The organism is Albimonas pacifica (genome assembly GCF_900113695.1).
Lineage (GTDB): Bacteria > Pseudomonadota > Alphaproteobacteria > Rhodobacterales > Rhodobacteraceae > Albimonas > Albimonas pacifica.
In genome coordinates, this window is record NZ_FOQH01000004.1 from 37,485 (window position 1) to 51,100 (window position 13,616).

12 protein-coding genes are annotated in these 13,616 nt (G+C 73.9%); 8 read left to right on the forward strand and 4 right to left on the reverse strand.

Annotated features, from left to right (window positions below; all coding sequences use genetic code 11):
- Positions 1–18 precede the first annotated feature (18 nt).
- From BM064_RS08515 to BM064_RS28010, 3 genes are all read right to left on the reverse strand, one after another.
- Positions 19–3,213: an efflux RND transporter permease subunit gene (locus BM064_RS08515; protein ID WP_092859349.1), complete on the reverse strand. Its 3,195-nt coding sequence runs from the start codon at positions 3,211–3,213 to the stop codon at positions 19–21.
- 5 nt (positions 3,214–3,218) lie between these two features.
- The gene (locus tag BM064_RS08520) at positions 3,219–4,748 is read right to left on the reverse strand and encodes an efflux RND transporter periplasmic adaptor subunit (RefSeq protein ID WP_092859350.1); all 1,530 of its coding nucleotides are present in this window, start codon (positions 4,746–4,748) and stop codon (positions 3,219–3,221) included.
- A 273-nt stretch (positions 4,749–5,021) separates the two neighbouring features.
- The gene (locus BM064_RS28010; RefSeq protein ID WP_092859351.1) at positions 5,022–5,657 is read right to left on the reverse strand and encodes a glutathione S-transferase family protein; all 636 of its coding nucleotides are present in this window, start codon (positions 5,655–5,657) and stop codon (positions 5,022–5,024) included.
- A 180-nt stretch (positions 5,658–5,837) separates the two neighbouring features.
- Here BM064_RS28010 and ispH point away from each other — a divergent pair, with 180 nt between their 5' ends.
- From ispH to rnhA, 4 genes are all read left to right on the forward strand, one after another.
- Positions 5,838–6,830: a 4-hydroxy-3-methylbut-2-enyl diphosphate reductase gene (gene ispH, locus BM064_RS08530; protein ID WP_092859819.1), complete on the forward strand. Its 993-nt coding sequence runs from the start codon at positions 5,838–5,840 to the stop codon at positions 6,828–6,830.
- Between the two features lie 67 nt (positions 6,831–6,897).
- On the forward strand, positions 6,898–7,545 hold the full coding sequence (locus BM064_RS08535) for a class I SAM-dependent DNA methyltransferase (RefSeq protein ID WP_092859352.1): 648 nt from the start codon (positions 6,898–6,900) through the stop codon (positions 7,543–7,545).
- Complete coding sequence (locus BM064_RS08540) at positions 7,542–8,153, forward strand: LysE family translocator (RefSeq protein WP_177236190.1); 612 nt, start codon at positions 7,542–7,544, stop codon at positions 8,151–8,153. Before BM064_RS08535 ends, BM064_RS08540 begins: the two co-directional genes overlap by 4 nt.
- A 2-nt stretch (positions 8,154–8,155) precedes the next feature.
- Positions 8,156–8,647, forward strand: a complete 492-nt coding sequence (gene rnhA, locus BM064_RS08545; protein ID WP_092859353.1) for a ribonuclease HI — start codon at positions 8,156–8,158, stop codon at positions 8,645–8,647.
- A 419-nt stretch (positions 8,648–9,066) separates the two neighbouring features.
- Here rnhA and BM064_RS08550 read toward each other — a convergent pair whose 3' ends face one another.
- Positions 9,067–10,395, reverse strand: coding sequence for a dicarboxylate/amino acid:cation symporter (locus BM064_RS08550; protein ID WP_245779101.1), 1,329 nt, complete (start codon positions 10,393–10,395; stop codon positions 9,067–9,069).
- 309 nt (positions 10,396–10,704) lie between these two features.
- On the opposite strand from BM064_RS08550, the gene BM064_RS08555 reads away from it, so the two are divergent.
- The 4 genes from BM064_RS08555 to BM064_RS08570 are packed head-to-tail and all read left to right on the forward strand — an operon-like array spanning position 10,705 to position 13,593.
- Positions 10,705–11,085 (forward strand): cupin domain-containing protein, encoded by a 381-nt coding sequence (locus BM064_RS08555; protein WP_092859355.1) that lies wholly within the window; start codon positions 10,705–10,707, stop codon positions 11,083–11,085.
- Positions 11,082–12,176: an S-methyl-5-thioribose-1-phosphate isomerase gene (gene mtnA, locus BM064_RS08560; protein ID WP_092859356.1), complete on the forward strand. Its 1,095-nt coding sequence runs from the start codon at positions 11,082–11,084 to the stop codon at positions 12,174–12,176. The genes BM064_RS08555 and mtnA overlap by 4 nt, the downstream gene beginning before the upstream one ends.
- 5 nt (positions 12,177–12,181) lie before the next feature.
- Positions 12,182–12,979 (forward strand): GNAT family N-acetyltransferase, encoded by a 798-nt coding sequence (locus BM064_RS08565; protein ID WP_092859357.1) that lies wholly within the window; start codon positions 12,182–12,184, stop codon positions 12,977–12,979.
- A complete protein-coding gene (locus BM064_RS08570; protein WP_092859358.1) occupies positions 12,979–13,593 on the forward strand; it encodes an FMN-binding negative transcriptional regulator in 615 nt (204 codons plus the stop codon). Before BM064_RS08565 ends, BM064_RS08570 begins: the two co-directional genes overlap by 1 nt.
- Positions 13,594–13,616 lie beyond the last annotated feature (23 nt).

The following is a 13,616-nucleotide window of genomic DNA, read 5'->3' on the forward strand; positions in this document are numbered from 1 at the left end:
CAGGCCCGCGGCCCGGCCTCAGACGGCCCGCCCCGCGCCGCGTCCGCCCAGGCCCGCGCGCCGCCTCCGCCCCAGGCCTGCGTCCAGCCCCAGCCGCCCCATCCGCCGCGCCGAGACCAGCGCCGCGCGCACGTCGCGCTGCAGCGTCACCAGCGCCGGCGTCACCAGCAGCACCAGGAAGAACCCCGCCCCCAGCCCGAAGCACAGCGACACCACCGTGGGCTTGAGGAACTGCGCCTCCTGCGAGGTCTCGGTCAGCAGGGGGGCGAGGCCCACGACGGTGGTCAGCGTGGTCAGCATCACCGGGCGCAGCCGGTCGCAGACCGCGTCGATCACCGCGGGAACCAGCGCCCGCCTGCGCGCATACTCGTCGATGGTCGAGACCAGCACGATCGAGTCGTTGATGATGATCCCGCTCATCCCGATCATGCCCACGACCGAGAACAGGGTCAGCGGCAGGCCCATCCACAGGTGCCCCCAGACCACGCCCACCAGCCCGAAGGGCACCACCGCGATCACCGCCAGCGGCCGCAGCCACGAGGCGAAGACCCAGGCCAGCACCAGGTAGATGCCGATCATCGCGGCGGCGAAGCCGTATTCCGCCTCGGCCAGGAACCGCCGCTCCTGCTCGGCCAGCCCCGACAAGCTCCAGCGCACGTCGTGGCGCGCGGCGGCCAGCGGCAGGATCCGCTCGCGCAGGTCGGTCTCGATCTCCTGCGCGCGGGCGGCGTCGGACTGGTCGATGTCGCCCGAGACGGTGACCGAGACCACCCCGTCCACCCGCCGGATCACCGAGAAGCCGGGCCGCGCCTCGACCGTCACCAGCTCCGAGATCGGCACCCAGTCGCCGCCCTCGGCCCGCACCCGCGTGCGGGCGAGGAAGTCGGCCGAGAGCTCGTCGCGCGCCAGCGCCACGGTGATCGAGGCGTCGCGCCCCTCCACCGCGAACTCCGCCGCCTTGGTCCCGGTCAGCCGCCGGCGCAGCTCCGCCCCCAGCGCGTCGGTGGTGAAGCCCAGCGCCTCGCCCAGCGGCGTCAGGCTCAGCACCAGCTCGGTCTTGTCGTAGGCGAGGCTGTCCTCCAGCGCCGAGACCTCCGGATACTGCGACAGCGCCGCCTGGATGTCCTCGGAGGCGGCCTTCAGCACCTGGGGGTCGGCGCCGGTCAGCTCGATCGACACCGCGTCCCCGCCGGGGCCCGAGCGCATGAAGCGGAAGGCCACCACCTCGGCCATCGGGTGACGCACCAGCCGCGCCTGCACCGCGGCGTTGAACTCCGAGGAGGAATAGGGCCGCAGGTCCGCGTCGATCAGCTCGGCGTCCACCGAGGCGAGCTGCCAGGGCTCCTTCTCGTCCTGCACCGAGAGGCCCCGCCGCCCCCCCGCCCCGATGCGCGAGAGGGTGAAGCGGATCGGGTTCAGGCCGTGGCGTTCCTCGAACTCGGCCGCCGTCTCCCGCAGGGCCTGGTCGACGAGGGCGAGCTGGGCGAGCGTGTCCTCCCGCTCCGCCCCGGCCAGCATGGCGATGTTGGCGGTGATCTGCCCCTGCTCGGGCGCGTTCCAGAACCGCCATTGCAGCTCGCCCGTCACCAGCCGCTCCACCGACAGCAGCAGCAGCATGACCGAGAGGCCCAGCAGCGGATAGCGCAGCACCATCGCGAGCTTCATCGCCGGGCGGAACACCCGCGCCACGAAGCGCTCGAAGCCGCGGTTCACCCATTCCGAGGGCCGGTCGTACCAGCGCCGCCGCCGCCCGCCCTCCAGCGCGTGGCGCATGTGGTTGGGCAGCACCAGGAAGCATTCCAGCAGGCTGGCGGCCAGCACGATGCACACCACCACCGGGATGTCCTCGACCATCCGCCCGAAGCGCCCGCCCAGCGCCAGCATCCCCGAGAAGGCCAGCAGCGTGGTCACCGCCGAGGAGAACACCGGCGCCGCCATCCGCCGCGCCGCCGTCTCCGCCGCCGAGACCGGCGACAGGCCCCGGCGCCGCGCCAGGTGGTCGGCGTGCTCGCCCACCACGATGGCGTCGTCCACCACCATGCCCAGCGTCAGGATCAGCCCGAACAACGAGACCATGTTGATCGAGACGCCCAACGCCCACATCCCCCCCGCCGCCGCCAGCAGCGCGGTGGGGATGCCCGCGGCCACCCACAGCGCCGTGCGCGCGTTGAGGAACAGGAACAGCACGCCGACCACCAGCAGCAGCCCGAACAGCGCGTTGTCGAGCAGCAGCGCCAGCCGGTCCTCGATGCTGTTGGCGAGCGTGTTGACGAAGTCGATCCGCACGCCCTCGGGCAGGGTCGGGCGCATCTCGTCGGCCACCCGCTCGGCCAGGGCGAACTGGCGCAGGGTGTCGCCGGTCTCGCCCCGGCTGATGCGGATCACCGTGGCGGGGGCGCCGTGGACATAGAACCGCTCGCCCTGGCGCACGCCGTCGTCGACGACGGCGGCCACGTCGCGCACGCGCAGCTTCTGCCCGTCGGCGCCGGTGCGCACCACCACGTCGCCCACGCTCTCGCGGGTGCGGCTCTCCTCCCCGGTCGAGATCCGGGCCCCGCCGGGCGTGGCGCCCCCGGGGCTGGAGGCGGCCGCGGCCGAGACGGCGGCCGAGACCTCGGCCAGCGTCACGTCGTGGCGCATCAGCAGCGGTTCCGAGGCCTCGACCCGGATGTAGTCGTGCGCCACCCCGCGCACCGAGATCCGGGTCAGCCCCGCGTCGCGCAGCCGCTCGGCGTATTCGTCGGCGAGCCGGACCAGAAGGTCGGCGTCGACGGGGCCGTGGAACACCACGTCGGTGACGGGAAAGGTCCAGGCGTGCCGGTCGACGGTGGGCGTCTCGGTCCCGTCGGGCAGCGGCCCGGCCGAGGAGACCGCGGCCGACACCGACTCGGCCGCCGCGAACAGGTCGTAGCCCGGCTCGAAGGTCACGGTGATGCGCGCGCGGCCCTCCTGGGCGCGGGCCGAGATCTCGTCGACGCCCTCCACCTCCGACAGCGACGGCTGCAGGACCTGGACGACGTTGCGGTCCACCTGCTCCGGCCCGGCGCCGGGCCAGGCGACGTTCACGTAGACGTTGTTCATGACGATGTCGGGCATGAACTGGGTGCGCAGGTTCTGCACCGCCCCCAGCCCGGCCACGATCATCGCCATCAAGAGCAGGTTCGCCGCCGTGCCGTGGCGGACGAAGTAGCCGAAGATCCCGGGCCGGCGCATGGCGCTCAGCCGCCCGAGGTCGCCGAGGCGGCCCCGCCTTCCAGCCGCTCGACCAGCCCGCGCGGCGCCCGCTCGCCCTGCATCCGCTCCAGCAGGCGCTGGCGCTCTGCGGGGTCGAGGTCGGCGCCGCGGATCCGCTCGCGCAGGGCCTCGGCCCGCTCGGGGCTCAGCATCAGCATCTCGTCGCCCGGCGCCCCCGCGAGGCCCGAGGCGCCGCCCGGCAGCGGCGTCGCGGCGGCCTCGGCGGCCTGCAGCGCCGCCTCGCCGGTGGCGACCACGCGGGCCTTGGCGCCGGCGCCGAGCTGGGGCTTGCGGATCGCCACCATGCGCTCGCCGAAGGGGGCGTCGGCGACGATCAGCGTCTCGCCCACCCGGCGCAGGATGCGCACCCGCCGCTCGCGCAGCCGGTCCTCGGCGTCGACCACCAGCACCCGCCCGTCCTCGTCCGCCGCGGCGGCGGGGATCGAGGCGACGCCCTGCAGCGCCGGCTCCTCGATCGCGGCGGCGACGAAGTCGCCCTCCCGGAACAGGTCGCCCGCCGAGGCCTCCAGCCGCAGGAACAGGGTGCGCCCGGTGCGCGCCTCGCCGGTGGCGGCGGCGGCGCGCGCGAGGCGGGCGGGGATCGTCGCATCGACCTCGCCCAGCTCCAGCCGCACCCGCGCGGGCAGGTCGCGCAGCCCGCCGGCGTCGTCCAGCAGGCGGGCGTATTCGGCGTTCGAGACGCGGACCGAGGCCTCCAGCCGGCCCGGGTCGATCAGCGCGCCCAGCTTCTCGTTCGCCGCCACCTGGCGGCCGAGCACCGCGGCCGTCTCGGTCAGCAGGCCGTCGAAAGGGGCGCGGATCTCGGTCTCGGCCAGCGCGCGGCGGGCGTCCTCCAGCTCCAGCCTCGCGCGGCGCAGGGCGGTGGCGTTCATCTCCGAGGCCGTCTGCGCCTGCGACAGCGCCTGCTGGGCGTCGATCCGGGACTGGTGAGCGAGCGCGAGGTTCAGCTCCGCCGTCTCCACCGCCGCGGTCGAGCCGACCAGCCGCTCCGCCAGCCCCCGCTGGCGCTCCAGCGCCTGGCCCTGGAGGCGGACCCGCTCCTCCGCCGCCTCGAGGTCGAGGGCCGCGAGGTCCAGCGTGCGCACCGCGGCGGCGCGGTCGGTCTCGGCCTCGGCCAGCGCGATCTCGGCCCGGCGCACGGCCGATTGCGCATCGGCAGGGTCGAGGCGGAACAGCAGCTCCCCCGCCCGCACCGCGCCGCCGTCGACGAAGGCGGGCGAGAGCTCCGCCAGCCGGCCCGCCAGCGCGGGGCGCAGCTCCAGCCGGCGGGCGGAGACGATCTCGCCATAGGCGGTCAGGGTGGGGGTCACGTCCTGGGGGCGGGGGACGACGGTCTCGACCGCGAACACCCGCTCGGTCGAGGGGCCGCGGGGCGCCGGCGCCTCGGCCGCCTCCCTCTGGGCGAGGTGCAGCCGCCAGGCGCCGTTGGCGATCAGCCCCGCCGCGAGGGCGAGGAGGGCCAGTCCCGTCAGGCTGCGCATCACGAAGCGCATGGGCTCTCCCGTCCGGCCGGCCGCGGTGCGGGTCGGCGATGAACAGACTTACCGCGGGCGGGCCTTCGGCGCGAGCCCGCGGTCGGTTGCATGCTGTCACGGGCGGGAGAGCGGCTTCCGTCGCCGCCCGGCCGGCTTTCCGCCTGCCGGGGCGCGGCGCCGCAAAAGGGGGTCCTCCGCGCGGGCGGAGGCAAGGGGGGCCTCCGCGCGGGCGGAGGCAGGAGGCCCCGGGCCAGGCCCGGGGCGCGCCCCCGGCGGCGGGCCCGGCGCCGGTCAGGCGGGCCGGGTCGCCTTGGGCCCCGCGATCTCCTGCGCCCGGCGGTAGGCGGGGCGGGCGCGGATCCGCTCCAGCCAGGCGGCGGCGTTGGGCGTCTCCTCGATCGGGGTCGCGAGGTAGCGCGAGCCCGGGGTCAGGCCGAAGGCGCACATGATGTCGGCGCAGGTGAACTCGGGGCCCGCCAGCCAGTCGTGCTTCGCCAGCGTCTGCTCGAGGAAGGCCAGCGCCCCCGCCTCGCGCCGCGCGATCACGGTCCCCAGCCGCTCGGCCCGGGTGCCCGAGGCCCCCGAGGCCAGCGCCCCGCGGGTGAAGTAGATCCCCAGCATCGAGGCGTTGAAGTGCATCCAGTAGAGATAGTCGGCGTAGTTGGCCTGCTCGGGCCTCACCGTCAGCCGGCCGCCGGCGTGGCGGTGGCAGATATGCTCCAGGATCACCGCGGATTCGGTCAGCACGCGCTCGCCGTCCTCGATCACCGGGGCGGTGGCGGCGGGGTGCAGCGCGCGGTAGCCGTCGGGCGCCAGGAAGTCCGGCCCGCGGTCGTGCCAGCGCAGCTCGTATGGCAGGCCCAGCTCCTCCATCAGCCAGACGACCCGGTCCGACTGGGAGACCCCCAGGTGGTGAATGACGATCATGATGTCCCTCCCGTCGCCCGCCTCGCGGACGTTGCGGCGGAGGGTGGCGCCCGGCGGTGCGGCGCGCAACAGGGTCGCGCCCGGCCCCGGCGCGGCGGCGCGCGGTTGAAGCGGCCCGCCCGCGCGCGTAGGTCTGGGGCGACCGCCGCGCGCCGCGCGCGCCCCCGGATGGAGGCCGAGATGTCCCCGATCCCCGCCGATCCCGTTTCCCCGGGGCTTCCGCCCCTGACCATCCACCTCGCCGCGCCCCGCGGCTTCTGCGCGGGCGTCGACCGGGCGATCAAGATCGTGGAGATGGCGCTCGAGAAATGGGGCGCGCCGGTCTACGTGCGTCACGAGATCGTGCACAACCGCTATGTCGTCGACGGGCTGCGCGACAAGGGCGCCGTCTTCGTCGAGGAGCTGGACGAGTGTCCCGACGACCGCCCCGTCGTGTTCTCGGCCCACGGCGTGCCCAAGTCGGTGCCCGCGGCGGCCTCGGCGCGCGAGATGCTGTTCGTCGACGCCACCTGCCCGCTGGTCTCCAAGGTCCATATCGAGGCCGAGCGCCACGCCGCCAGGGGCCTGCAGATCGTGATGATCGGCCACGCCGGCCACCCCGAGACCATCGGCACCATGGGCCAGCTCCCCGAGGGCGAGGTCCTGCTGGTCGAGACGGTCGAGGACGTGGCGACCCTGGCGCCCCGCGACCCCGAGCGTCTGGCCTTCGTCACCCAGACCACGCTCTCGGTCGACGACACCGCCGACATCGCCGCGGCGCTGGCGGCCCGGTTCCCCGCGATCCAGGGGCCGCACAAGGAAGACATCTGCTACGCCACCACCAACCGCCAGGAGGCGGTGAAGGCGATGGCCCCGAAGATCCAGGCGCTGCTGGTGATCGGGGCGCCGAACTCCTCCAACTCCAAGCGCCTGGTGGAGGTGGGGAAGAAGGCCGGCTGCGCCTACTCGCAGCTCGTCCAGCGTGCCGCAGACATCGACTGGCGCGCGATCGAGGGCGTGACCTCGGTCGGCGTCACCGCCGGCGCCTCCGCGCCCGAGGTGCTGGTCGAGGAGGTCATCGACGCCTTCCGCGCCCGCCGCTCGGTCAGCGTCGAGCTGGTCGAGACCGCCGTCGAGCGGGTCGAGTTCAAGCCCCCGCGCATCCTGCGCCAGCCCGCCGGCGACGCCGCATGAGCGCCCCGGAGGGGCGAAGCATGGACGCGCCGGAGGGGCGAAGCATGGGCGCCTGGAGGGGCAGGGCATGAGCGCCCCGGACGCTTCACGGGACGTCGGGACCACCGGCGACGATCGAACCCTTGCCTACTACGACGCCAACGCCGCCGACTACGACGCCTGGTCCAACCCCGGCGACCACCTGCGCAGCGAGCGCGGCTCGCTGACCCGCTTCCTCGCGGCGATGCCCGCGGGCGGCCGGGCGCTGGACCTCGGCTGCGGCGCCGGGCATTGGGCGGCGGCGATGATCGCGGCCGGCTTCTCGGTGCGCGCCCTCGACGCCTCCGCGGGACTGGTCGCCCAGGCCCGCGCCAGGGGCGTGCCGGCGGAACTCGGCCGTTTCGAGGACCTCGCCGAGACCGCCGCCTACGACGGCGCCTGGATCAGCTTCAGCCTGCTGCACGCCCCGCTCGCCGACTGGCCCGACGTGCTGGCCCGCGTCGCCCGCGCCCTGCGCCCCGGCGGAGCGCTGTTCCTCGGCGTGAAGGAGGGCGAGGGCGAGATCCGCGACCGCCTCGGCCGCCGCTATTCCTACATCCGCGAGCCCGCCCTGCGCGCCCTGCTGACCGGGGCCGGCTTCGCGCGGATCGAGATCGAGACCGGCCGCGAGACCGGCCGCGACGGCTCGGAGACCGGCATCCTCCTGACCCACGCCCGCCTTGGAGAGGCCCGATGATCACCCCCGAATTCCTGCTGACCGCGCTGATCGTGGTGATGATCCCCGGAACCGGGGCGATCTATACGCTGTCCTGCGGCCTGAGCCGCGGCCGCGCCGCCGCGATGGCGGCCGTCGCCGGCTGCAGCTTCGCCGTCCTCTTCCACATGGCGGCCGCGCTGGCCGGGCTGGCGGCGATCCTCCATGCCTCGGCGGTGCTGTTCCAGGCGGTGAAGTTCGCCGGCGTCGCCTTCCTTCTGTGGATGGCCTGGACCACCCTGCGCGAGAGCGGCGCCCTCTCGGCCCCTGCGGCGGTCGCAGAGCAGGGCCTGCGCCGCATCGCCACCCGCGCGGTGCTGATCAACCTGCTGAACCCTAAGCTCGCGATCTTCTTCGCGGCCTTCCTGCCGCAGTTCGTCCAGCCCGGCCCCGGCGCCACCGTGCAGATGGCGATCCTGGGCCTGGTCTTCACCGCCCTGACCGCGGCGGTCTTCGCGGTCTACGGCCTCTTCGCCGCCTCGGCCCGCGACTGGATCCTGGCCTCCGAGACGGCGATGGCCTGGATGCGCCGCGCCTTCGCCGCCTGCTTCGCCGGCCTCGGCCTGCGGCTGGCCCTGGCGGAGCGCTGAGCATGGCCGAGTTCTTCGCCTATACCGACGGCGCCTGCTCCGGAAACCCCGGCCCCGGCGGCTGGGGCGCGCTGCTGGTCGCGATGCAGGACGGCGAGGTGGTGCGCGAGCGGGAGCTCTCGGGCGGCGAGCCCGAGACCACCAACAACCGCATGGAGCTGATGGCCGCGATCTCGGCGCTGGAGACGCTGGGCCGCCCCACCGTGATCACGGTGGTGACGGACTCGAACTACGTGAAGGGCGGCGTCACCGGCTGGATCCACGGCTGGAAGCGCAACGGCTGGAAGACCGCCTCGAAGTCCCCGGTGAAGAACGAGGACCTGTGGCGCCGCCTCGACGCCGCCCAGGCCCGCCACTCGGTGACCTGGAAATGGGTCAAGGGCCACGCCGGCCACGAGGAGAACGAGCGCGCCGACGCCCTCGCCCGCTCCGGAATGGCCCCGTTCAAGCCCGCCAAGCCCAAGAAGCCCCGCAAACCCGCCGCCGCCCGCTGAGCGCCCCCCGGTTGCAGAGTTGACAGCTGTCAACTCCGCCCCCCCCTCCAGGGCCCCCGCCCGCCCCCGGCGCCCCGGCGCGACGCCGGCCACGCCTCGCAAAGCGCCTGTTCTCCGGAGCCGTCTCTCGCTGATGCCGTAAAGAGCGACTCGGGCGGAGGGGTCAAGGATCGCGAAGCGACCCCCGAAGGGGCCTTGTCCTTTACCCCTCCCGGCGAGTCGCTCAGGCATCTTCAGCGAGAGACGGGTCCGGAGAACAGGCGCGGGCTTGTTCTTTGGTGAGTCAGGAGCCCGCCGGAGGCTCGCGCCCCAGACGATCCCTCCCAACGCCCCCGCAAGCGCCGGCCCAGCCAAGCCCGCCCGCAGGGCGCCTGTAGAAGCCCAGCCGGCGCGACCCCGCAGAGACGCGCCGGCGCCGATCACTCGCCCGGACGCGGATGCGCGAGCCCGGCGAGCTTCGCCTCGGCCGTGGGGTCGATCCCGAGGTGCTCGTCGGTCATCACGCCCGCGTCGGGGTCTTCGAAGACCGCCATGTCGAGCTTGCCCTCGCCCTTGGCCACGATGGTCGAGACCACGGCGTCGCCGGTGATGTTCACCGCCGTGCGGATCATGTCCATCAGCCGGTCGACGCCCAGGATGATGGCGATGCCCTCGATGGGCAGGCCCACCTGGCCCAGCACCATGGTCAGCATCACCAGCCCCACCCCCGGCACGCCGGCGGTTCCGATCGAGGCCAGCACCGCCATGGCGATCACCGTCAGGTAGCCCCCGACGCCGAGGTCGATGCCGTAGACGTTGGCCAGGAACACCGTCGCCACGCCCTGCATGATCGCGGTGCCGTCCATGTTGATCGTGGCGCCGAAGGGCACCGTGAACGAGGCGACCGACTGGTCCGCGCCGATCCGCTCGGTCACGCAGCGGTAGGTCACCGGGATGGTGGCGTTCGACGAGGCGGTCGAGAAGGCGAAGACCTGCGCCGGGCGGATCTTGCGCATGAACACCAGCGGGTTCAGCCCCGACAGCGCCCGCAGGATCAGCATCAGCGTGCCGAACAGGTGGATCAGCAGCGCCGCGGTCAGGGTCAGCACGTAGGCCAGCACCGGCAGGAACAGCTCGATCCCCTGCTCGGCGAAGGTCTTGGCGATCAGGCAGAAGACGCCGATGGGCGCGAAGGCCATGACGATCTGCACGACCTTCATCATCAGCTCGTTCATGTACTCGCAGGCCGCCACGAAGCCCGAGGACTTCTCGCCCAGCATCAGGGCGGCGACGCCGACCACGATCACGTAGAAGATGATCTGCAGCATCTCGCCCTGGGCGAAGGCGGCGATGGGGTTGGTGGGCACGATCGCCGCGAACACGTCCCAGACCGTCGGCGCCGCCTTGGCGGTCACGCCCGAGGTGTCGACGCCCGCCATGTCGAAGCCGATCCCCGGCCCCACCACCAGCGCCAGCGCGATCGCCACGGCGATGGCGATGGCGGTGGTCGCGAGGTAGAGGGCGAAGCTCTTGCCCCCCACGCGCCCCAGCGCCCGGATGTCGCCGATGCCCGCGACGCCGCAGATCAGCGAGAACACCACCAGCGGCACCACCAGCATCTTGAGCGCGTTGACGAACATCTTGCCGAGCATGGCGAACAGCCCGCCGGTGACGTGCTCGGCGATGAAGTCGGAGCCGATCGCGTTGAAGACCAGCCCCACGACGATGCCCAGCCCCATCCCCAGCATGACCTGCAGGGTGAGGGACATCTTTCTGACTGCCGCCGCCATTTCCCGATCCTCCGTCGAATGCGATGAGGAAGGATCGCACGGATGTCGCGACGCGCAAAAACATTGACGCGCCGCGACCGTTGCAGCGCAAAAGCTTCCGCCGAACGGATGTCGAAACCGTCAGGCGGTCCCATGCGATGTATTTTTTTACCTACAAATCACCTTCCCGCCGCCGCCCGGGGGAATCGCGGATAGGGAGAGCCCCGGCCCCGGCCTTCGCTCCCTTCGCCGCCGCGGCGTCGGCGGGGCCGCTTTCCTCGCGCGGCCAAGCCTCCTATCCTGCGCGCCATGACCCGGCTCCGCTCCCCGCTCGTGCTCCCCGGCGCCGCCGGCGCGCCCTTCTCGACGCGCGAGCGCTGCACGATCCGCGAGCTGCTCAACGACCCCGCCGACCCCGCCGCGAGCCTCGCCGAGGCCACCGTCGCCCCGGGCGCCGTGACCGAGCTGCACGCGCTGGACGTCGACGAGCGCTACGTGGTGCTGCGCGGCAGCGGGCGGCTGGAGCTCGACGGCGAGGGGCGGGACCTCGGGCCCGGCGACGCCGCGCTGATCCCCGCCGGCTGCGCCCAGCGGATCGCCAACACCGGGACGGAGGAGCTGGTGTTCCTCTGCCTCTGCACCCCCCGTTTCACGTCCGCGGGCTACACCCCGCTGGAGGAGATCCCATGAAGATCGACGGCGTCCCCTACCGCACGATCTGGCCCGCCGCCGACGGCGCGGTCGAGATCCTGGACCAGACCCTGTTTCCCCACCGCTTCGAGATCCTGCGCCTGACGGGGCTGGACGAGGCCGCCCACGCCATCCGCGCGATGCAGGTGCGCGGCGCGCCGCTGATCGGCGCGACCGCCGCCTACGGGCTGGCGCTGGCGCTGCGCAAGGACGCCTCGGACGCGGGGCTCGCCTCGGCCGCCGCGACGCTGCTGGCGACCCGGCCGACGGCGGTGAACCTGCACTGGGCGCTGGAGCGGATGAAGGCGGCGCTCGCCCCCCTCGCCCCCGCCGAGCGGGCGGACGCCGCCTGGGCCGAGGCCGCGGCGCTCTGCGACGAGGACGTGGCGATCAACGCCGCCATCGGCGACCACGGGCTGAAGATCGTCGAGGAGCTCGCCGCGAAGAAGGCGCCGGGAGAGCCCGTGCGCATCCTCACCCATTGCAACGCCGGCTGGCTCGCGACCGTCGACTGGGGCACCGCCACCGCGCCGATCTACAAGGCCCACGACAAGGGCGTCCCGGTCGAGGTCTGGGTGGACGAGACCCGGCCGCGCAACCAGGGCGCCTTCCTGACGGCCTGGGAGCTCGGCCGCCACGGCGTGCCCCACAAGGTCATCGTGGACAACGCCGGCGGCCACCTGATGCAGCGCGGGCTGGTGGACATGGTGATCGTGGGCACCGACCGCACCACCGCGCGCGGCGACGTCTGCAACAAGATCGGCACCTATCTCAAGGCGCTGGCGGCCCATGACAACGGCGTGCCGTTCTACGTGGCCCTGCCCTCGCCCACCATCGACTTCACCGTGGACGACGGGTTCGAGATCCCGATCGAGGAACGCTCGGGGGACGAGGTCTCCTGGCTCCCCGGCCTCACCGATGCGGGCGACTACACAAGGGTGCGCCTCACGCCCGAGACCTCGCCCGCCGCCAACCCCGCCTTCGACGTCACCCCCGCCCGCCTGGTCACCGCGCTGGTGACGGAGCGGGGCGTCTGCCCCGCCACGCGCGAGGGCATCGCGGGCCTGTTCCCCGAGCGCGCGGCCGCCTGAGCCGGATGCCCAGGGTCCTGACCACCGAGCGGCTGACGCTCCGCCCCCTGCGCCGCGCCGACGCCCCGGCGCTGGCGCAGGCGGTGTTCGCGGAGGGCGAGGTCGCGACCATGCTGTTCCACGACTGCGCCACCCCCGCGCGGCAGCGCCACTGGGCCGACGACTGGTGCGAGGGCCTGGGCGAGGACGGCGCCCGCGGCGCCGGGATCTGGCGGGCCGGCGGCCTCGGCGCCTTCGCCATCGAGGGGCGGCCGGAAGCGGATCCCGCGCTGCAGGGCTTCCTCGGCGTCGTGGGCTTCTACGGCGCGACGCCCGCGGGCGGCGGCTGGGCGGGCGAGGTGTTCTACGCCCTCGCGCGCCCGGCCCACGGCCGCGGCGCGATGACCGAGGCGGCGAGCGCCGCGCTGGGGGCCTTCCGGGCCCTGCCCGGCCCGCTGCGCCTTTATGCGACCGTGTGGGACCGGCTGAACCCCGCCTCGATCCGGGTGCTGGAGCGCCTGGGCCTGGTCGCCGACGGGCGCATGAAGCTGCTCGACGAATATGCCGAGGCGCGGGTGCTGAGCCTCGCCGACTACGAGCTCGGCCGTCTGCGCGCGGCCCCCGCGGGCGCGCGGGAGGCGCTGGCCCGCACCGCCGCCCTGAAGCTCGGCCACATGGCGCATGAGGGGCTGGTCGCGCGCGAGGACGCGCTGGCCCGCCTCGCGGCCGCCGCGCCCGAGGTCGCGCCGACCCGTTTCGCCGAGGCCTTCGACGAGGGCGCCGCCCTTCCCGGCCTCGCCGTCCTGCGCTGGAGCCGCGCCTGATGCATCCCAATCCCGCCTTCCGCCACGCCGTGCGCGCGCAGCATCTGGAGCTCGCCCGCGCGCGCGGCTTCGGCACGCTGACCGTCTCGGCCGAGCCCTTCCCCCTGCTCTCCCACGTGCCGTTCGTGATGGAGGAGGAGGGGACGGTCGACCTGCACCTGGTCCGCTCCAACCCGATCTCGCGGGCGCTGGCGGCGGGACCGGCCCCGGCGGTGCTGGCGGTGCAGGGGCCCGACGGCTACGTCTCGCCCGACTGGTACGGCGATCCGGGGCAGGTCCCGACCTGGAACTACGTCGCCGTGCACCTGCGCGGCCGCCTCTCGCTGCGCGCGCCCGAGACCCTGCGCCCGCATCTCGAGGCGCTCTCGGACCATTTCGAGGCGACGCTGCCGAAGACGCCCTGGAAGATGTCCAAGGTCCCCGAGGAGGCGCTGGCGAAGCTGGAGCGGATGATCCTGCCCGTGCGCCTCGCGATCGAGGAGACCGACGGCACCTGGAAGCTGGGCCAGAACAAGCCCGAGGCGATGCGCCTGGGCGCGGCGGGGGCGATCGAGGGCTCCCACGGGGCCGAGCTCGCGGAGCTGGCCGCGCTGATGCGGGATCCGCCGGCCTGAGGCGGCGCGCCCCGCTCGCCCTC

Bases quoted from the DNA above. Each gene is read 5' to 3' on its own strand.
- BM064_RS08515 (WP_092859349.1), bottom strand. From the start codon at position 3,213: ATGCGCCGGCCCGGGATCTTCGGCTACTTCGTCCGCCACGGCACGGCG.
- BM064_RS08570 (WP_092859358.1), top strand. From the start codon at position 12,979: ATGCATCCCAATCCCGCCTTCCGCCACGCCGTGCGCGCGCAGCATCTG.
- BM064_RS08555 (WP_092859355.1), top strand. From the start codon at position 10,705: ATGACCCGGCTCCGCTCCCCGCTCGTGCTCCCCGGCGCCGCCGGCGCG.
- mtnA (WP_092859356.1), top strand. From the start codon at position 11,082: ATGAAGATCGACGGCGTCCCCTACCGCACGATCTGGCCCGCCGCCGAC.
- BM064_RS08520 (WP_092859350.1), bottom strand. From the start codon at position 4,748: ATGCGCTTCGTGATGCGCAGCCTGACGGGACTGGCCCTCCTCGCCCTC.
- rnhA (WP_092859353.1), top strand. From the start codon at position 8,156: ATGGCCGAGTTCTTCGCCTATACCGACGGCGCCTGCTCCGGAAACCCC.
- BM064_RS28010 (WP_092859351.1), bottom strand. From the start codon at position 5,657: ATGATCGTCATTCACCACCTGGGGGTCTCCCAGTCGGACCGGGTCGTC.
- BM064_RS08550 (WP_245779101.1), bottom strand. From the start codon at position 10,395: ATGTCCCTCACCCTGCAGGTCATGCTGGGGATGGGGCTGGGCATCGTC.
- BM064_RS08535 (WP_092859352.1), top strand. From the start codon at position 6,898: ATGAGCGCCCCGGACGCTTCACGGGACGTCGGGACCACCGGCGACGAT.
- ispH (WP_092859819.1), top strand. From the start codon at position 5,838: ATGTCCCCGATCCCCGCCGATCCCGTTTCCCCGGGGCTTCCGCCCCTG.
- BM064_RS08540 (WP_177236190.1), top strand. From the start codon at position 7,542: ATGATCACCCCCGAATTCCTGCTGACCGCGCTGATCGTGGTGATGATC.
- BM064_RS08565 (WP_092859357.1), top strand. From the start codon at position 12,182: ATGCCCAGGGTCCTGACCACCGAGCGGCTGACGCTCCGCCCCCTGCGC.